The 17,977-nt window shown below is 70.7% G+C and carries 21 protein-coding genes; 13 read left to right on the forward strand and 8 right to left on the reverse strand.

Annotated elements, in window-relative coordinates:
• Window positions 1-16 precede the first annotated feature (16 nt).
• The 3 genes from F6B42_RS12525 to F6B42_RS12535 all read right to left on the reverse strand — a co-directional run bounded on the left by F6B42_RS12525 (window position 17) and on the right by F6B42_RS12535 (window position 2,258).
• Entirely contained in the window at window positions 17-373 is a 357-nt protein-coding gene (locus F6B42_RS12525; protein ID WP_150420013.1) for a hypothetical protein, read from the reverse strand.
• A gap of 217 nt (window positions 374-590) precedes the next feature.
• A complete protein-coding gene (locus F6B42_RS12530; protein ID WP_223878486.1) occupies window positions 591-1,931 on the reverse strand; it encodes an HNH endonuclease in 1,341 nt (446 codons plus the stop codon).
• A gap of 132 nt (window positions 1,932-2,063) precedes the next feature.
• Window positions 2,064-2,258: a hypothetical protein gene (locus tag F6B42_RS12535; protein WP_150420014.1), complete on the reverse strand. Its 195-nt coding sequence runs from the start codon at window positions 2,256-2,258 to the stop codon at window positions 2,064-2,066.
• Window positions 2,259-2,283: 25 nt separating this feature from the next.
• On the opposite strand from F6B42_RS12535, the gene F6B42_RS12540 reads away from it, so the two are divergent.
• From F6B42_RS12540 to F6B42_RS12550, 3 genes are all read left to right on the forward strand, one after another.
• The gene (locus F6B42_RS12540) at window positions 2,284-2,835 is read left to right on the forward strand and encodes a CGNR zinc finger domain-containing protein (protein WP_150420015.1); all 552 of its coding nucleotides are present in this window, start codon (window positions 2,284-2,286) and stop codon (window positions 2,833-2,835) included.
• 76 nt (window positions 2,836-2,911) lie between these two features.
• Entirely contained in the window at window positions 2,912-3,826 is a 915-nt protein-coding gene (locus tag F6B42_RS12545) for a WcbI family polysaccharide biosynthesis putative acetyltransferase (protein WP_150420016.1), read from the forward strand.
• A 203-nt stretch (window positions 3,827-4,029) separates the two neighbouring features.
• The gene (locus tag F6B42_RS12550) at window positions 4,030-4,362 is read left to right on the forward strand and encodes a hypothetical protein (protein ID WP_150420017.1); all 333 of its coding nucleotides are present in this window, start codon (window positions 4,030-4,032) and stop codon (window positions 4,360-4,362) included.
• A gap of 16 nt (window positions 4,363-4,378) precedes the next feature.
• On the opposite strand, the gene F6B42_RS12555 is transcribed toward F6B42_RS12550, so the two are convergent.
• Window positions 4,379-5,047: a TetR family transcriptional regulator gene (locus F6B42_RS12555; protein WP_150420018.1), complete on the reverse strand. Its 669-nt coding sequence runs from the start codon at window positions 5,045-5,047 to the stop codon at window positions 4,379-4,381.
• Between the two features lie 53 nt (window positions 5,048-5,100).
• Between F6B42_RS12555 and F6B42_RS12560 the strand changes: the two genes are divergently transcribed.
• Window positions 5,101-6,633, forward strand: coding sequence for an MDR family MFS transporter (locus F6B42_RS12560; protein ID WP_150420019.1), 1,533 nt, complete (start codon window positions 5,101-5,103; stop codon window positions 6,631-6,633).
• A gap of 95 nt (window positions 6,634-6,728) precedes the next feature.
• On the opposite strand, the gene F6B42_RS12565 is transcribed toward F6B42_RS12560, so the two are convergent.
• Window positions 6,729-7,754 carry an NADP-dependent oxidoreductase gene (locus F6B42_RS12565; protein WP_150420020.1) on the reverse strand — a complete coding sequence of 342 codons (1,026 nt, stop codon included), beginning with the start codon at window positions 7,752-7,754 and terminating at the stop codon, window positions 6,729-6,731.
• Between the two features lie 80 nt (window positions 7,755-7,834).
• Window positions 7,835-8,224: a DUF1304 domain-containing protein gene (locus tag F6B42_RS12570; protein ID WP_150420021.1), complete on the reverse strand. Its 390-nt coding sequence runs from the start codon at window positions 8,222-8,224 to the stop codon at window positions 7,835-7,837.
• A 100-nt stretch (window positions 8,225-8,324) separates the two neighbouring features.
• Here F6B42_RS12570 and F6B42_RS12575 point away from each other — a divergent pair, with 100 nt between their 5' ends.
• From F6B42_RS12575 to F6B42_RS12595, 5 genes are all read left to right on the forward strand, one after another.
• Window positions 8,325-8,909 carry a TetR/AcrR family transcriptional regulator gene (locus F6B42_RS12575; protein WP_150420022.1) on the forward strand — a complete coding sequence of 195 codons (585 nt, stop codon included), beginning with the start codon at window positions 8,325-8,327 and terminating at the stop codon, window positions 8,907-8,909.
• A gap of 90 nt (window positions 8,910-8,999) precedes the next feature.
• Entirely contained in the window at window positions 9,000-9,899 is a 900-nt protein-coding gene (locus F6B42_RS12580; protein ID WP_150420023.1) for an SDR family oxidoreductase, read from the forward strand.
• Window positions 9,896-10,957: a gluconate 2-dehydrogenase subunit 3 family protein gene (locus F6B42_RS12585; RefSeq protein WP_150420024.1), complete on the forward strand. Its 1,062-nt coding sequence runs from the start codon at window positions 9,896-9,898 to the stop codon at window positions 10,955-10,957. The genes F6B42_RS12580 and F6B42_RS12585 overlap by 4 nt, the downstream gene beginning before the upstream one ends.
• On the forward strand, window positions 10,954-12,495 hold the full coding sequence (locus F6B42_RS12590) for a GMC family oxidoreductase (RefSeq protein WP_150420025.1): 1,542 nt from the start codon (window positions 10,954-10,956) through the stop codon (window positions 12,493-12,495). The genes F6B42_RS12585 and F6B42_RS12590 overlap by 4 nt, the downstream gene beginning before the upstream one ends.
• A 342-nt stretch (window positions 12,496-12,837) precedes the next feature.
• The gene (locus F6B42_RS12595; protein WP_150420026.1) at window positions 12,838-13,689 is read left to right on the forward strand and encodes a PhzF family phenazine biosynthesis protein; all 852 of its coding nucleotides are present in this window, start codon (window positions 12,838-12,840) and stop codon (window positions 13,687-13,689) included.
• A gap of 137 nt (window positions 13,690-13,826) precedes the next feature.
• Here the strand turns inward: F6B42_RS12595 and F6B42_RS12600 are convergent, their stop codons facing one another.
• Together F6B42_RS12600 and F6B42_RS12605 are read right to left on the reverse strand one after the other, a co-directional pair.
• Entirely contained in the window at window positions 13,827-14,555 is a 729-nt protein-coding gene (locus tag F6B42_RS12600) for a DUF6226 family protein (RefSeq protein ID WP_317983677.1), read from the reverse strand.
• Window positions 14,494-14,955 (reverse strand): MarR family transcriptional regulator, encoded by a 462-nt coding sequence (locus F6B42_RS12605; protein ID WP_150420028.1) that lies wholly within the window; start codon window positions 14,953-14,955, stop codon window positions 14,494-14,496. The genes F6B42_RS12600 and F6B42_RS12605 overlap by 62 nt, the downstream gene beginning before the upstream one ends.
• Before the next feature lie 224 nt (window positions 14,956-15,179).
• Between F6B42_RS12605 and ribB the strand changes: the two genes are divergently transcribed.
• Genes ribB through F6B42_RS12620 form a run of 4 tightly spaced genes read left to right on the forward strand, consistent with a single transcriptional unit; the run spans window position 15,180 to window position 17,500 of the window.
• Window positions 15,180-15,839 (forward strand): 3,4-dihydroxy-2-butanone-4-phosphate synthase, encoded by a 660-nt coding sequence (ribB, locus tag F6B42_RS12610; RefSeq protein WP_150420029.1) that lies wholly within the window; start codon window positions 15,180-15,182, stop codon window positions 15,837-15,839.
• Window positions 15,836-16,540, forward strand: a complete 705-nt coding sequence (locus F6B42_RS12615) for a lysophospholipid acyltransferase family protein (RefSeq protein ID WP_150420030.1) — start codon at window positions 15,836-15,838, stop codon at window positions 16,538-16,540. The genes ribB and F6B42_RS12615 overlap by 4 nt, the downstream gene beginning before the upstream one ends.
• The gene (locus tag F6B42_RS14825; RefSeq protein ID WP_191089354.1) at window positions 16,537-17,160 is read left to right on the forward strand and encodes a hypothetical protein; all 624 of its coding nucleotides are present in this window, start codon (window positions 16,537-16,539) and stop codon (window positions 17,158-17,160) included. Before F6B42_RS12615 ends, F6B42_RS14825 begins: the two co-directional genes overlap by 4 nt.
• Window positions 17,075-17,500, forward strand: a complete 426-nt coding sequence (locus tag F6B42_RS12620) for an SRPBCC family protein (protein WP_191089355.1) — start codon at window positions 17,075-17,077, stop codon at window positions 17,498-17,500. The genes F6B42_RS14825 and F6B42_RS12620 overlap by 86 nt, the downstream gene beginning before the upstream one ends.
• The last annotated feature ends 477 nt before the right edge of the window (window positions 17,501-17,977 follow it).

Below are 17,977 nucleotides of genomic sequence, written 5' to 3' on the forward strand. Positions count from 1 at the left end.
CGAGCGTCCCCTCCCGTCAGGGCGTGGGAACGGAGAGCTGAGCGGCGAGGAAGGCCTGCGCCTTCGTCTGAAGGAATGTGCACAGTGCCGCGACCATCGCGAGTTCGTTCGCCAGCGCCAGGGTGCGACCGGCATCCAGCTTCACGTCGTCGTCGCGGGCCTCGAACGTGATCGTCCATGTCGCTGAGCCGATCGGCTCGGGCTGGATGTAGGTGACGGTCTCCGCCCCGAGCAGCTGCAGCCCGATCAGCCCGGTATCGCGACCGTCGCTGCCGTCCTGCGGGATGACCTTCAGGCGTTCGCTGAGCGGATAGCCCAGGTCGGCGAACTCGGCCAGCCAGGCCTCGAGCGTCTCGCGCGTTCGGTACGGCATGATCGGTTCCTCCGTTTCGGCGGCGTCCATTGTCGCCGGACGGTGGATCAACGATCGGACCAGCCGGCGCGAACCGGATCGCTCGCGGCGCGTCACGGCTCGTCGGATGACGGAAACCGCAGGTCGTCGGTTCCGACCCCGATCACGGTCGGCTCGTCGCGGAGATGGTGAGCGCGTGCTGCGCTCGCTCAACCCCCGGGTGGGGCGGGCGGCGGTGTCAGAACGGGGGCGCCGGTTCGGGTGGGGGTCGCTCGGCGACGAACTCGGGCGTGAAGCATACCGATGGCACCGGGAGGTCTTCTCGATAGACCCTCCCGGTGGGTGAGGTCCATTGGATGATGCCGGCGCCGAGTTGGAGGACGAGCCAGTCGGTGAACTGCTTCATCGAATGATGTCGCTGGCACAGGCTGCACAGGTTCGATTCGCACGTCGGACCGCCGAGGGCGTGATCGATCGAGTGGTCGAGTTCGCAGCGGATCGCGGGCAGGTGGCATCCGGGCCACCGGCAATGCCGATCGCGCGCCTGCAGCATCCGGCGGAGCGCGGCGGGTGGCCGGTACTGATCAACGTGGGTCACCGTCTTGGTGGTGGCGTCGAGGTAGACCCGGTCCCACAGGGTGGCGTCTCCGGCGAGGGTCCGGGCGGTGTCCGCGTCGATCAGTCCGGCGCCGACGAGTTCCGCGGCACGGTCGTCCTTCCCGGCGAGGGTGTCGGCGGTCACGACCAGCTGTACGCGGGCGCGGATCGCGCCGAGCGAGGTCTTCCCATCGACACCATGGGTGGGGTCCACCGCCGGCCCGCCGGTCAAGCCGAGGTCGCACAGCACGTCCGCCTTGACCTGCTGGCGGGTGCGGGTGTCCGGGTCGTGCTCCTCACCGGCCGCGCGGGCTTCCGCCGCCGCTTCCTTCGCGGCGTCGATCGTCGACACCGCCATCTGGTTGAGCCGATCGTCGATCGCGACCAGCAGCGTCGTCGCGCCGCGGAGTGTGAGCTCCGACATCCCGTCACCCAGGTCACGCAGGTACACGCCCCGGTCCGCGACAGCCGCTTTGTGGCGTTCCGCGAACGTGCGGGCGGTGAAGTGCTGCGCCAACGACTCCAGAGCGCCATGTACCCGCGCCGGCACATCCCGCTCCGCCACCGCGATGGCGGCCTCCTGCCACTCCTCGTGGTTCTCCTCGGGGATGTTCCGGCCGAGCTTGACGATGTCGTCGACATGCTTGGCCGTCAGCCGGCCGTCCTCCCACGCGACCAGGACGAGCGGGTTCGCATCGACGATCTCCAGCGCCCGGCCGATCTCGTTCTGCACCCGCCGGTCCCCGCACCGCGCGATCGCCGCGAACTCCGCCGCCACCGCCCGCAGCTGCATATCCGTCTCGCGGCCCAGCAGCCCGTTCCGACGCGACATCGACAGGGCTTCACGGCCCAGGACAGCGAGCTTCCGCAACCGAGCGATCTCGACGGCATCCTGCGAACGAAGCAGCTCCACGGCGCCGTCGAGCTCGGCGCGGATGCGCGCCCACGATTCCTCATCGCTCGCTGATCGGTTCGTGCCCATGTACTACATGATGCCATGCGGCATCGACTCGCCTCTAGAACATATCTACTATTCGTGGAGAACTCGTCTCTGACTGTGTGTGGGGAGGACGCGGCGGTGACGGCCGGGGGAGTCTCCCATCTCGCTCGACGGTCACCCGCCCAGCTGGATGGACGCGGCGCGCGGCACCCATCCGGGTGCCGACTGCACGTCGACGCGCCGAGTCCCGCAGGCCGGACAGCGCACGTACCGCACGATCCCCTGCGATGTCGGATGCGTCGACTCGGTCGTCCAGCCGTGCTCGTGCGCGGCGGACAAGACGGTCGGGGCCGGGTGGAGGCGGGTCATCCTCCCACCGTGCTGTAATGCCGTTATGCAGCTCAACCCTTACGGCGAGTATGCGGTGCTCCTCGCCGCCTCCCTGGCGAACGACTGGCCGGCCAGCCGCGACGAGATCGTCGAGCGCACCTACGCGTTCGGGATGACCGCGGTCTACGCTCCGGCGGAGCGGAACGATCACGCGGCGACGCGCGCCGCGATCGACGACTGGCTCGCGGTCGTGGACGCCGGCGAGCCCGCTGAGCGGGCTGCGCTCCTGAACCTCCAGATGGCGCGGGCGACGGCGTATCCGCGTCTGACGGATCACGACGGCGCGTGGCACCTGCATTACCGCGACTCCGATCAGCGACTGCCCCAGGTGCTGCGCGCCGTCATCGCGGTCGGGACGGCCCTCCACGTCACCACCCGCGGAATGGATCGCCTGCGCCGATGCGCCGCCGGTGAGGTGCCGGGTGATGGATGCCGCAGCGTCGTCGTCGACGTCACCCGGAACGGGCGGCAGCGGTACTGCTCCGTGCGGTGTGCGAATCGGGACGGTGTGCGACGGCATCGGGCGCGCGCGGCAGGCCGCCGCCCGGCGCTCTGACGACCGACGCTTAGCCCACCCCGGGCGCGTCGGCAAATGCGCGCATGGCGAGGGGCGGTGCGGGGAGGATGGCGGGATGACCAGCACGGCGCTCCCCGCACCGACCGCGGCGGCCGCGCGCCGCGCCCACTACGCCGCCTTCTTCGGCGAGGCCGACCTGCCCGACGCGTATGGACTCGTCGTTGGCAACTGCCAGGCCGAGTCGCTGCGCATCGTGCTCGACGCCCCCGACCGCGCGACCGTGCGCGTGCCGCCGGTTCACGAGCTCACGGCGCCCGAGGTCGAACGCCTGCACGAGATCCTGCCCGGCGCGGCGTTCCTCGTCGCTCAACCGGTCCGCGACGACTACCACGGGCTGCCGCTCGGGACGCGGCAGCTGGCCGCGGCGACCGCGCCCCGCGCGCGCGTCGTCACCTTTCCGGTCATCCGCTTCGCGGGCCTGCATCCGTTCCAGGCGACGCTGCGTGTTCCGGGCGTCGACGCGACGCCCCCGATCGTCGATTACCACGATGTCCGGACGCTCGCCGCCGAACGGGGGATGGGTGTGCGTGAGCGTCTCGATGCTCGAGGCGTCCACGCGATCGCGCGCGACTCGCTCGCCGAGCTCCAGCGGCGCGAGCAGAGCATCGACGTCCGCGTGTCGGACCTGCTCGAGCCGGTCGCCGTCGGCGGCATGCGCACCGTCAACCACCCGGGGAACGCGGTGTGGATGCCGCTCGGTGAACGCGTCCTCGGGGCTCTCAGCCTCGACGGGGCACCGACGGATCCCGGTCGGCCGCTCCTGAACGCCGTCCACGCGCCGCTCGAGGACTGGGCGCTTGACGCCTGGGCCCTGAACGACGAGCCGCGGCCGACGTGGATCGTCGACGGGCGGACGATCGACCCGGAGGAGGTCGTCGAAGCTCACCGGCGCTGGTACGGCGAACGGCCCGCATTCGTCGACGCGGCGCTCGAGCGCGTGGCGAGGATGCTCGATGTGTGGCGGATCTGACCGTCCCGGAGCCGGTGTCGTCCCCGCGTGTTAGCGTTGAGTGTGCCCTTCCGGGCTCGTGTGTCGATTTTCGTCTGGCTCACCGTTGAGCAGATCGTGCGACACGACTGCATCCTGAAGATCACCGCCTTCGCGCTGATCACGGGATCCTCTCATCTCATTCTTTCCGCGCGCCGACGTGCGCGCTCGTTGTAAAGGCCATCGTGCTCTCTTCGCTCTCTGCTTCCACGCCCACCCTCGTCTGGCGACAGGCCGACGACGACTTCTACGTCGCGACCCTGGACGGCCAGTACGCCGGATTCGTGACGACGGGCCTTCAGCCCACCACGTTCGCTGCCGAGAGCGGTCGGGGCGCCGACCTCGGCGCGCATGCATCGCCCGCAGCCGCTGCGGCGGCCGTCGCGGCGGCCGCTCGGCCGGCCGCATCCCGGCCGGTGCCGCGCCCCGATGCGGCGCGCGGTCGACGCCGATCGAGTCGGAACACCGCCGGCGCCGCGGCGACGCGGCCCGCCGGACGCGCGGTCGGACCGCGCTGATCACGAAGCCGCCGCGTCAGGGTCGGAGCGGCGGCTCGTTCTCGAGGTCGCGCGCGACGGTGGCGACGCCCCGGCGGATCTCGATGTAGATCTCGCGGGCGCTCGCGGGCACGTTCAGCTCGGCCCGCCGCATCCACTCGTCGATCGTGAGGCGGAGGACGAGCGCCAGCGTCGAGATCGCTGCGCGCGCGGCGATGACATCGGCATCCGCACCCGCCGCATCGACCGCCGCGTCGGTCAGCTGATCGACCTGCTCCAGCTCGTTGCGCAGCGCGAGAGCGAGCAGCGAGGGCTCGGCGCCGACCAGGCGACGGACGCGCAGTGCGCGATCGTGCTCGCCCGGGTGGGTGTCGAACCGCTCGAGCAGGCGCATCCAGCTCATCTCGATGCCCTGGATGATCGACGCGCCGCCGCGGACCGCGCTGATGGCGTCGTGCACGACGCGTGCGGAGTCGTCCGCGCTGGCGAAGACCGCCGCCTCCTTCGTGGGGAAGTACCGGAAGAACGTCCGGGGCGAGGTGCCCGCCCGCCGTGCGATGTCGTCGACCGTGGTGCCGTGAACGCCGTGCTGCTCGAACAGATCGAGCGCGGCGTCGGCGAGCTCGCGCTGCGTCTCCAGACGCCGCCGCTCGCGCAGTCCTACGACGGGGATCTCGTCGGCGGCGGCGGCAGGCTCGGCGTCCATGGAGCTATTGTCTCACAGCGCCAATGTGGCAGTCACTGCCATATGATGGTCGGATGCGCAGCAGCGCCCCGAAGAGAAAGCCCGTCGTGACCCTCGAGAAACAGCATCCCGAAACCGATTCCGTCCCCCTGAACACTGCGGTTGTGACACCTGCCGTCCGCACCGGTCCCGTCATCGCGCTCCTCGTCGCGTCCGCGTTCGTCGTCATCCTCAACGAGACGATCATGGGCGTCGCCCTGCCGCGCCTCATGGACGACCTGCAGATCACCGCCGCGACCGCCCAGTGGCTCACGACCGGGTTCCTCCTCACCATGGCGATCGTGATCCCGCTGACCGGATACCTCCTCGCGCGCTTCCCGCTGCGCCGGGTGTTCTTCACCGCAATGACCCTGTTCGCGCTCGGCACGCTCATCGCCGCGCTCGCTCCCGGGTTCGGGATGCTGCTCACCGGCCGCGTCGTGCAGGCCTCGGGCACCGCGATCATGATGCCGCTGCTCATGACGACCGTGCTCAACGTCGTGCCGGCGTCGCACCGAGGCCGCATGATGGGCGTCATCAGCATCGTCATCGCCGTGGCACCGGCGATCGGTCCGACCGTTTCGGGCCTCATCCTGTCGGTTCTCGACTGGCGCTGGATGTTCTGGCTCGTCCTCCCGATCGCCCTGATCGCGCTCGCGCTCGGCGCGATCTGGGTGCGCAACGTCACCGAGACCCGCCCGGCGCGCTTCGACGTGCTCTCGGTCGTGCTGTCGGCCCTCGGCTTCGGCGGTCTCATCTTCGGGCTGAGCTCGATCGGCGAGTCGGCGGCCGGTCACGCGCCGGTGCCGGTCTGGATCCCGCTCGCTCTCGGCGCCGTCTCGCTCGTCGGCTTCGTGGTCCGTCAGCTGCACCTGCAGAAGTCGGATGCCGCGCTCCTGGACCTCCGCGTGTTCACCTCGCGCTCGTTCGCCCTCGCGATCGTGCTCGTCGTGGTCGTGATGGCGGCGCTCTTCGGCTCGCTCATCCTGCTGCCGATCTACCTCCAGCAGGTGCTCGGACTCGACACGCTCACCGTCGGGCTCATGCTGCTGCCGGGCGGCGTGCTGATGGGGCTCATCGCACCCGTGGTCGGCTCGCTGTTCGACCGGTTCGGACCGACGCCGCTGGTCATCCCGGGCATGATCGTGGCCGCCGGTGCGCTGTGGGGCATGACGACCTTCGGCACCGAGACGACCATCCCGTGGGTGATCGCGATCCACATGACCCTCAACCTCGGGCTCGGCTGCGTGTTCACGCCGCTGCTGACCTCGGCGCTCGGGTCGCTCCCGGCGAAGCTCTACTCCCACGGCAGCGCGACCGTCGGCACGATGCAGCAGGTGGCGGGTGCTGCGGGAACCGCCCTGTTCGTGACGCTCATGTCGCTCGGCGCGGCGTCGGCGCTCGAGACGGGCGTCGACGCCGTGAGCGCCACGGCGTCCGGTGTGCACACGGCGTTCCTCACCGGCGCGATCATCGCGTCCGTCGCGATCGTGCTCGCGCTCTTCGTGCGCCGCCCGGCTCCGGCCGAGGGCGCCGACAGCCGCGCCGCCTCGATGCCCGCCCACTGAGTCTGCGCACGCGCGAAGCGCCCCCGTCCCGGAGTGTTCCGTGGGCGGGGGCGCTTCGCGTCACGCGAGTGTCGCGGGGGAGCGGACCTGTGGTGTCAGCTGCCGGCGGCGCCGATGCGGACGAGCATCTTGCCGGTGTTCGCACCGCGCATCATCCCGAGGAAGGCGTCGACGGTGTTCTCGATGCCGTCGACGATCGTCTCGTCGTAGGCGATCCGGCCCTCGGCGAACCAGGCGGTCATCTTCTCGCCGAACTCCGGCGACAGGTGCAGGTAGGCCGAGAGCGTGAAGCCCGTCGCGGTGAGCCCGCGCGTGATCATGTTCGCGAGGTTGTCGGGACCGGGAGCCTTCTCGGTCGTGTTGTAGCCGGCGATCGCGCCGCACAGGGCGAGGCGTCCGCCGTCGTTCATGACGTCGAGCGCCGCTTCGAGGTGGTCGCCGCCGACATTGTCGAAGAAGACGTCGACGCCGTCGGGCACCAGCTCGGCGAGATGCTCGCGCACGGGGCCGTCCTTGTAGTTCAGCGCCGCGTCGTAGCCGTACTTCTCGGTGAGGAGGGCGACCTTCTCGGCCGACCCGGCTGAGCCGATGACACGGCCGGCGCCGAGGAGCTTCGCGATCTGCCCGACGGCGGTGCCGACGGCGCCGGCAGCGCCCGAGACGAAGACGGTGTCGCCCGGCTGGATCCTCGCGACCGCCGTCAGGCCGACGTAGGCGGTCAGCCCCGTCATCCCGAGGATGTGGAGGCGGAGGGAGAGCGGCACGCCGGGGGCCTCCGGCACCGCGCGGAAGGTCGCGGCATCCGCCTGCACGACATCCGACCACCCGTGCTGGTGCAGGACCACGGTTCCGACGGGCAGCGCGTCGACGGTCGAGGCGACGACGCGGCCGATGGCGCCGCCGGCGATGGTCTCGCCGATGGCGTAGGGCGCGACGTAGCTGCGGGCATCGTTCATGCGTCCGCGCATGTAGGGGTCGACCGAGACGAACTCGTTCGCGACCCGCACCTCGCCCGGGGCGAAATCGCCCAGCTCGACCGAGACGGTCGCGAAGTCGTCGTGGGTCGGCCAGCCGTCGGGGCGGCGGGCCAGGTGGATCTGCGTGCTCGTGGCAGCGGTCATCGTGCTCCTTCGTGGGGATGAGGGATCGGGGCTGGGGATGGGGGATGTCGTGGTGTCGACGGGCTTGGGAGCCGCCGGTCTCAGACCGCGAGGCCGATCGCGAGGGCGATGACGCCGAGTGCGGGAATCACTCCCTGCTTGAGCGCGGCGGCGGCCTTCGAGGGGTCGGAGAGGATCAGGACGAGGCTGGCCGCGACCATCGAGCCCGCGCCGGTGAAGACGAGCGTCGCGCCGACCGCCGTCGAGCCCGCGACGACGAAGGCGATGCCGATGAAGACCGCGATGGCGAGGAAGAGGTTGTAGAACCCCTGGTTGAACGCGAGCGCGCGCTGCGACTCGGCCTGCTCGACCGTCCCGGTGCCGAACGTCGCCCGGGCTCGCTTGCTCGTCCAGGCGATCGACTCGAGGGAGAAGATGAAGACGTGGATGAGCGCTGCGAGACCCGCGAGCGCAAGACCGACGACGATCACGCGTTGTCCTTCCTTCAGCGGCGCCGGATGGGCCGCGGTTTCTGTAACGGTCGGTTCAATATATACTGGATCGACCGATACACAAAAGAGGGGATGCGGCATGGGACGCTCGCCGTCTTACGACCGGAGCGCCGTCGTGCGGGCCGCGCGGGACGTGTTCTGGGAGCACGGCTTCGACAGCGCGCCCCTTCCCGAGATCGAGCGGGTGACCGGGCTCAACCGGTCGAGCATCTACCACGCGTTCGGATCGAAGCGCGGGCTCTTCGACGCGGCCGTCGAGAACTATCTCGACGAGGTCGTGCGTCCCCGCCTCGCGCCGCTGCGCGCCGACACCGTCGCGCCCGCGGCTCTCGAGGACTACCTCGACGGGCTCGGCCGAGCGCTCGAGCGACCGCTGCCGGCCCCGGCGGCGAGCGGCTGTCTGCTCGTCAACGCGGCGGCGGCGCCCATCGGACGCGACGACGCGATCGCGCACGTCATCTCCGGATACCGCGCCGAGCTGCGCGGCGCCTTCGCCCGCGGCGTCGAGGCGCGCCGCCCGGACCTCGGCCCGGCGGACCGCGCGACGCTCGCCGATGCGTGCACCGGACTCGTCGTGTCGGCCTTCGCGCTCGTGCGTGTCGACGCGGCGGGTGCAGCGCAGGCGACGCGCACGGCCCGGGCGCTCGTCGTCGGCGCTGTCTGAGATCGTCGCGGCACTCGATCCGCTTTACGCCCGACCCTTGACTTTCGCAAGCGTTCGCGCCGACATTTCGGCGCGACCTACCGTGAGCCCGTGGACCAGCGCGATCAGTACAGTTTCGACAACCCGGTGACCCGATACGAGCGGGTCGAGCCGCCGGTGCAGCACCAGCCCGAGCCGGGCGTACAGGCCGACATGCAGCCGGTGCCGGATCTCGGCGAGGAGAGCTACCGGGGCACGGGACGACTGTTCGGGCGCAAGGCCCTCATCACGGGCGGCGATTCGGGCATCGGCGGCGCCGCCGCGATCGCCTTCGCTCGCGAGGGGGCGGACGTCGTGATCGTGCACCTGCCCGACGAGCAGCGCGACGCCGACCGGATTCTGGCGCTGATCGCCGATGCCGGGGTGCGCGGGCACGCCATCGCCGCCGACATCCGGAGCGCGGATCGCTGCCGTGAACTCGTCGACGAGGCGGTCGCCTTCCTCGGCGGGCTCGACATCCTCGTCAACAACGCCGGCAAGCAGATCGCCGTCGGAAGGCTCGAGGACCTCTCCGACGAGCAGTTCGCCGCGACCTTCCACACCAACGTCTTCGCCAACTTCTGGATCACCAAAGCCGCGCTGCCTCACCTGCCCGCCGGGGCGGCCATCATCAACACCGCGTCGCTCGAGGCCTACAAGCCTGCGCCCGATCGGCTCGACTACGCCGCGACGAAGGCCGCGATCAACAACTTCTCGAAGGGGCTCGCCCAGCAGTTGGCGCCCCGCGGCATCCGGGTGAACGTCGTCGCCCCCGGCCCCACGTGGTCGGCGCTCCAGGTCAGCGACGGCGTCTCGGACGAGCAGATGGCGGCGTTCGACGACGAGAGCACGTACCAGCGCGCCGGGCAGCCCGCGGAGATCGCGCCGGCGTTCGTCTTCCTCGCGTCCGCGGAGTCGAGCTACGTCTCGGGCGAGACCCTCAACGTCAACGGGGGCATGGTCACTCCGTGAGCGACTCCCCCTCCACGGTCTTCGCACTTCCGGAGGCCGCCGCGATGCTCGCTGCCCCGAGCGCGTCCGCCCGAGCCGATGACTCCGTCCGCTTCGAGCGCGTGTCGACGGCGGAGGTCGACGGTGTTCTGTCGGCCATCCGCGACGCCGGCGTCTTCGATCCCTTCCTGCTGGTGGCCGCTTCGAGTGAAGCGCCAGCCGTCGCCGCCGCGTGCGAGCGCATCCTCGACGGTGAGCCGGGACTCTTCGGCCTCGCCGCCGTGGTCGTCCTCGGCCACTCCGAGACGACGTCGGCGCCCACATCGATCATCGAGTCCGAGGTCCCCGTCCGCGTCGTCGCCGCAGAAGACGCGGATGCCGCGACCGCCGACATCGCGAGCTTCGCCGGGGAGGTCGCCGCCCGCGCCCCGCGCGTGCCCGCGGCCTGGGCGCGGATCATCGCCTCCGATCGGACCGACGTCGCCGTCCGTGCGACCCTCGCGCGTCGCGCGCTCGCCGACGACCCCGACTACCGGCCCGAGGGACTCGACGACGCGCAGCTCGCGTTGCTGCGGCGCGTCGCGGCGCGGTTGGTGCCCCAGGGCGACGGCCCGGTCATCGACCTGGGCGCCCGGGCCGACCGCATGATCGTCGCCGGCGAGAGCGACGGGTGGCGTCCCACCGGGATGAGCACCGACGTCGAGGCGTACCGCGCCGGCCTCGACGCGCTGGGCGCGGTATGGCCGGCGGTCGATACGGGTGACGGTCGCGTGACGGGTCACGCCGCAGACCATGCGGCGGAGGACTCGGTGATCCGCGGCATCCTCGACGAGACGGTCCCGGGCGGCGACGTCCTTACTCCGGGGCAGCTGGCGCTCTGGTTCGAGGACCTTCGGAACGATCTCGCGCGTCTGTGGATGTCGCATCCCGCGTCGCTGGCTCGCGTCGGCTACAGCGGGTTCGCCACCGGAGGAACGGGCGCGACGCCCGCGGGCTACCGCGTGCTCGCCGCCGGCGAGCGGGAGGAATGGGAGCCGGTCGAACTCGGCCGGCTCGTGGCGGAAGGACAGGACCGATGAACCTCGACGGCATGCGGACGTACGGCCTCGACGAGGTCGTCGACGTCGTCGTGGTCGGAACCGGCGCCGGTGGCGGCCCGCTGCTCAGCCGTCTGGCCGAGCGAGGCCTCCGCGTCATCGCGCTGGAGGCGGGGCCGAACTTCGAGCTCGACCAGTTCACGCCCGACGAGCGCGAGGCGACGCGGATCAACTGGATGTCGGACCGGTTCAGCGGAGGCGACGCGCCGACGGCGTTCGGCCCGAACAACAGCGGCTGGGGCGTCGGCGGCGGCACGCTGCACTGGGGTGCCTTCACCCCGCGCCCCGACCGCCGCGACCTCGCCTTGCGGACCGAGACCGGCGAGGGCCGGGACTGGCCGATCGACTACGACGAGCTGATCCGCTACATCACCGAGGTCGAGCGGACGATCGGCGTCAGCGGTCCGATGCCCTACCCGTGGGACCCCGAACGCGAGTACCTCGACGGTCCGGCGCGTCGGAACGCCCCCGCCGATCTCGTGATCGCCGGGTGCGAACGTCTCGGCATCCGTGCCACCGACAGCCCCGCGGCGATCATCACGCGCGACCGCGAGCAGCCGCACTACGGAACGCGGCGCGCGAGCATCGACGTCGGCGGCATCCACCAGGGCGATCGGTTCGGCTACAAGGCGACCACGGCGATCACGTACCTGCCGGTCGCCGTCGCGCACGGCGCCGAGATCCGGCCCGATTCGATGGTGACGGCGATCGAGCGGGATGCCGCCGGCCGCGTCACCGGCGTCGTCTACCTGCACGAGGGGGTCGAGCGCCGCCAGCGCTGTGAGACGCTCGTGCTCGCGGGCGGCGGGATCGAGACCCCGCGGCTGCTGCTGAACACGGGACTCGCTAATTCGAGCGGCCAGGTGGGCCGGAATTTCCTCGCCCACGGGGCGGTGCAGGTGTGGGGCCGATTCGACGAGTCGATCCGCGGCTACCGCGGGTACCCGTCCGCGGCGATCACGGAGGACTTCGTGCGCCCGGACGGTGCCGACTTCGTCGGCGGCTACCTCATCCAGAGTCTCGGCGTCATGCCGCTGACGTACGCGACCTCTCTCGTCCGCGGCGGGGGGCTCTGGGGCGAGGACCTCATGGACGCGCTCGACGCGTGGCAGTACTCCGCGGGTATCGGCATCAACGGCGAGTGCCTGCCGGCCGAGGGCAATCGTCTGCTGCTGTCGGACGAGACGGACGAGTGGGGCATCCCGCGAGCGGAGATCAGCTTCTCGCAGGGCGAGAACGAGAAGGCGATCGACGATCACGCGGTCGGTGTGATGACCCGCATCCTCGACGCCGCCGGTGCGCGCGAGACCCGCGTGCTCGCCCGCACGGCGCACACGATCGGGACGTGCCGTATGAGCATCGACCCGGCTGACGGCGTCGTGGATCCGGACGGTCGATCGCACGACATCCCGAACATGTGGATCTGCGACAACTCGACCTTCCCCAGCGCGCTGTCCGCGAATCCGGGCCTCACGCAGATGGCGCTGGCGCTCCGGACCGCCGACCGCATGCTCGCCTGACCCGCGGCGCCGCCGCGGCGCGTGTCCCACTTTCTGCGGCGGGTGTCCCACTTTCTGCTGTTCCGGCCCTGTCCGAGCAGCAGAAACTGGGACATGAAGGAGGAAGGACGGGTCGTGCGCGGCTCGTTCCTGCTGTGGGTTGCCGACCGTCGGGTTCGTCCGGCTGAGCGGCGACGCGCCGGCGCTTCCCAGGGTGCGTGTGCAGAACTCCGGCGATTTTCGCGCCGGAACCGGTTTCGTCAGCCGCGGGCGTCCGCCGGTGCGATTCTTGCCGGAGTTCTGCACGCACGATCAGGGCTCGGAGCGAGAGGATGAGCACATGACCATTCGGCAGAGCGCGTCGTGACGGCGCCGGAGATCCTCCGCTACGCGGCATTCACCACGCGGCCGGACGGAGGCAACCCCGCGGGGGTCGTGCTCGATGCGGGCGGCCTCGATGATGCTCGCATGCAGCAGATCGCCGCTGAGGTCGACTACGCCGAGACGGCGTTCGTCACGGGACGAGCCGATGACGGCTCGATCGCGATCCGGTACTTCTCGCCGATCGCCGAGGTGCCGTTCTGCGGGCACGCGACCGTCGCGACGGCCGTCGCGCTCGCCGACCGCGGTCAGGTCGACGCGGGTGTGCTCCGCTTCGCGACGCCCGTCGGACCGGTCCACATCGACGTCTCTCGTGACGAGACGGGCGGACGAGCCGCCTTCAGGAGCGTTCCGCCGTCGGTCGCACCGCTCGACGACGACGCGCTCGCCGAGATCCTCGATCTGCTCGGTCTCCACGACGGCGTCCTCGACCCCGACCTGCCGCCGAGGCTGGCGAACGCGGGCAACCCGCATCCCGTCATCGCGCTCGCGGATCGCGCGGTCTTCGACCGATTCCGGTTCGACCCGGATGCGGTGCGGCTGTTGATGGACGAACGGGGCTGGCCGGCGACGATCACGGTCGTGCACCGAACGGCATCCGACCGTTTCGCGGCGCGGAACCTGTTCCCGGTCGGACGGATCACCGAGGATCCCGCGACCGGATCCGCGGCCGCCGCATTCGGGGCCTATCTGCGGGAGGTCGGCGCCGTCGATGCGCCCGTCCGGATCGTCATCGAGCAGGGGGCTCACGTCGGCCGGCCGGGGCTGCTGACCGTCGACATTTCGGAGGCCGGCGGCATCCGCGTCACCGGCCACGCCGTCCCCATCACCTGATCCGCCTGCCCGCCCGCGCGCGGGCGCCGGGCTGCCCCCGCGTGCGTGTCCCGCTTTCAGCGGCTCATGTCCCACTTTCTGCCGCTTTCAGCGCCCGAGAACAGCAGAAAGTGGGACGCGCACGGCAGAAACGCCGCTCAGCGCCGGGGCCAGGGCTCCCAGCCGCCGGGTGCCGCCGCCAGCAGGCCGCGGGCGCGCTCGAGGTCGGCAGCCGAGTAGTCCTCGACGCTCCCCTCGGAAGCGGACGAGCCGTCGGGGTAGGTATACGCGATGCTCACACGGCGGTCCGTGACGCGTTCGTCCAGCGTGCCGCCGGCGACCGCGAGAACCTCGCGCTCGAGCCGATCGGCCTGGTCGCTCCACGTCTCATCGCACGCATCGCATCCGCAGGCAGGGAAGGCGGCGTCGCCGAGAGCTCCCGAACGCAGCCGGATGCCGGGGAAGTCGCTGAACCCGAACAGCAGGGGCGCCCCACGGCCACCGGCGGGGGTCAGCGAGATCGAACGCAGGATGCGGGGAGAGTTCCCGAACGGCTGCAGATCGGCGGCGACATCCTCCGCGATCACGACGTACGTGCGGATGAGATGCGCGATCAGTGCGTCGGCGACGACGTGGAGCGCCGCGAAACGCTGGCGGTGCGACGTCACCGAGTAGCTCGACTCGGGCGGCCCGTCCTGGCCCCACCTCCGGCCGAACGGAATCGGCGCACCGTGTCGGTCCCGGATCGTAGGAGCGGCCAGAAGCGGACGGTGATAGATCGTCATCTGCGGGCCGGGCCTGCGTCGTCGTCCATGCGGCTCGACGCTACCGGCGGGGGAACCGACGTGCCAGGGCGGCGCCGGAATTGCTTTCCGACAGGAACGCATGAATCCGTTGCACCATCTCGGTGCGCACGTCGCTCGCGAACGCCTCGTCGAGCGCGTCGTGGATGGCGGCCTCCGCCTGCTCGATCCGAGGGCGCAGCCGGCGACCCTCCTTTGTCAGTTGGATCAGGACTTCTCGACGGTCCATCGGGTTGTCCGCGCGGTGGGCGATGCCTCGCTTGACCAGCGAGTCGACGAGCCGGCTCGGGCTGCCCGTCTCGCAGACCAGCAGCTCGCCCAGCCCCTTCAGGGTGAGTGGCCCGTGCTCGCCGAGGACGGTGATCACCTCGGCTTGCGACGGGGTGATGTCGAGCGGTCGCAGCTGCAGTGCGAGCTGCCGATTGCCTTCGCGCTGAGCGGCGAGGATCGCGTAGCGGAGTTCGGCGGCGGATGCCTCGACCATGGCGATGGGGACTCCTGACTCCGCAGCGGTGTGCCGCGATCAACACGGATCGAGGGTGGTCGAACGATTGACGACGATGCTAGCAGGCGTTCGAACCGGCACTCGGTGGCGCGACACCCGCCCGTCATCCTGCCGGATCTGGCTTGACACGACAACATTCGAGGACGAGTATCGCGTCAATGCATGGCACGTCATGTCATGTCGTAAGATCCGAAGGAGACATCATGACGACATCAACGCGACCGTCGCAAGAGGACGAGGCGGTCCCTCTCGCTCGGACGGTCGACGTCATCGACGCTGTGGCGAGAGGGGAGATCGTCGTCCTGGTCGACGACGAATCCCGCGAGAACGAGGGAGACCTCGTCGTCGCAGCGCAGCACGCGACGCCCGAGGCGGTCAACTTCATGATCACCCACGGACGCGGCCTCGTCTGCGTGTCGATCACGGCCGACCGCGCCGCGGCGCTCGGCCTCACGGCCATGGTCGCCAGCAATGCCGATTTCCACGCCACTGCCTTCACCGTCAGCGTCGACGGAGCGCCGCATCGCGGGGTGACGACCGGGATCTCGGCGCACGAACGCGCCCGCACGATCGAGCTGGTCCTCGACGGCGAGCCCGATGATCTGCGATCGCCGGGGCACATGTTCCCCCTGGTCGCGCGTTCCGGCGGCACGCTCGAGCGAGCGGGGCACACCGAGGCATCGGTCGACCTGGCGCGCCTGGCCGGTCTGCGGCCCGCGGCCGTCATCGTCGAGATCGTCGGAGACGATGGTCGGATGCTGCGCCGTGACGGGCTGGCTCGCTTCGCCCGCCGTCACGGACTGGTCATGTCCAGCATCGAGCTGCTGCGAGAGCACCTGCGCGATGAGGCGGGTCGGCGATGATGTCGGCACCCCTGCTGCGGGTGATCGGCCGCGCGGTGTTCGACCCGCCCGTCCGACGGAACCTCTCCTCGGTGACGGGAACCGATCGGATTCCCGCCGGTGGCCCCGTCGTCGTCGTCGCCAACCACACGAGCTATCTCGATCACTTCGTCCTGATGCGCACCCTTCGCCGGATACGTCCCGACGCTCCGTGGTTCCTCACCAAGAGCGAGAGCTTCCGGCATCCGATCGGGCGTGCTTGGGCGACAGCGTGGCAGGGCATTCCCGTCGACCGCGACAGCCCATCGGTGCGGACGGTCCGTGAGGTTCGGGCGGTGCTGCGGCGGGACGGCGTGCTCGTGGTCTACCCGGAGGGAACGCGAAGCCGACAGCCCGAGCGTCTCGGGTCGTTCACGTCGGGAGCGTTCCGGTTCGCCGCCGACGCGCGGGTGCCGCTCGTGCCCGTGGCGATCACGGGTGCGGAGCGCGTCCTCCCCGCCGGGGCGAGGCGCTTCCGGCGCGCGCGCATCGACGTCCGCGTCGGGTGCCCGCTCGTGGTGGCCGACGAGCGGCCCGCGTCGGTGCGCGCCCACCTGTTGGCGGTGGCGGCGCGGGATTGGATGTCGGCAGCGCTGACCGAGATGAGCGCATCGCGACCGGAACGAGCCGCACGAGACCGGGCGCCTGCCGGGCCGTCGCCGAGTCCCGAGGTGCTCTCGTGACGGCGCGGCCATCGACGGTCGTCGGCGCGCGCGTCGTCCTCGAGGGGGCGAAGCGGCTCCGCTGGCGTCGGGTCGGTCATGCGACGTGGATCCTGGATGCGATCTGGCCCTCCCCGTCCGAACGGCGCGCGATCGTGCGGGCCGTCGCGACGGGGGAGCCCATCCTCGTCATCCAGTCCGAGACGGCCGTCGAGGTCGACCTGTCCGACGAAGAGGTCGCGGATCGCGCGGCGCTGTCGCGGTTCGTCGTGCTCGAGGATCGCGGCGTCCTGACCCTGCGGATCGCAGCGCTGGACTGGATGCCGGATGCGATCGCCATCCCCGCGCAGGAGTTCATCGGCGAGCAGCTGGCACTTCATCGGAGCGATGCGGGGGCACGCCGAGCCGCCGTGCTCACCCCGCGTCTCGGACGCGCCGGAAATGTCCGCGTCCTCCACATCGACGGGCTGCAGCCCGACACCCTCACGCCGGCGTGCATCTCACAGATCGTCGACGTCGCCTTCCCCCGGAATCACCACACGAAAGGGTCACGACATGAAGACGTACCGCGCCGAGCGAGACATCGCCGCTCACCCCGAGGCGATCGCAGCGATCATCCTGAACATCTCGGAGTTGGCTGAGTGGAATCCCGCGCTCACGGCGACGGGCACCGGAGACACGGTCGCGCGCGTCGATCATCCCTACGCGGTGACGCTCCGCGCGCCGGGGCGGGCGCGTCTGACCTATGTGCAGTCGAGCACTGCGCGCATCGTCTGGCGGGTCGACGTCGGCGGGAGCGTCGAGACGGGGGAGTGGGACCTCCTTCCGCGCGGCCCCGTCACCCGGGTGACGCACACGATGTCGCACACGGGCGCGCTGCTCGCCATCCTCGGCGGCGGGATGACGAGCGTGCCGACGTGGCGCCTGGACCGTCTGCAGGCGAGAGCGGAGGCGGCGGATCATGAACGCCGGAGGGGATGAGCCCGGGCGTCGGGCGCAGCTGTCGGCGCTGGGTGACGAGATTCGCGCGAAGCGACTGGCTCTCGGACTGTCCCAGGAGACCGTGGCGGGCCGAGCGGGGATGTCCACCCGTACTTAGCGATCGTTTGAGATGGCCGAGTCGACGAGTGGCGGCGAGCTGGATCCGCGCCTATCTTCTAAGTTGCGTGTGCTCGAGACGCTCGGCGTCGACGACGCGATCACCTGCACCATCCGTCTCCTCGGCGTCGGCCACATCGCTCCAGAGCGCGGAGCTGCTGTCTTGTAGACGCGGTGATGGCCATCTCAGCTGCCGTCGAGATAAAGCCAGGCACTAGAGCAACCGTAACGGCAGAAACCACGGCGAGCGCGAGGACGAGCCACCATGGCCTCGGGGTGGCCCAGCCTCGGGACGGCAGTGCTTCTCCCGCAACTTCGCCCAACGCGCAGCGGGCGCAGCGCGGTCAGTGCGATGACGGC

This window comes from Microbacterium radiodurans (assembly GCF_008710705.1).
In the GTDB taxonomy this organism is placed as follows: domain Bacteria; phylum Actinomycetota; class Actinomycetes; order Actinomycetales; family Microbacteriaceae; genus Microbacterium; species Microbacterium radiodurans.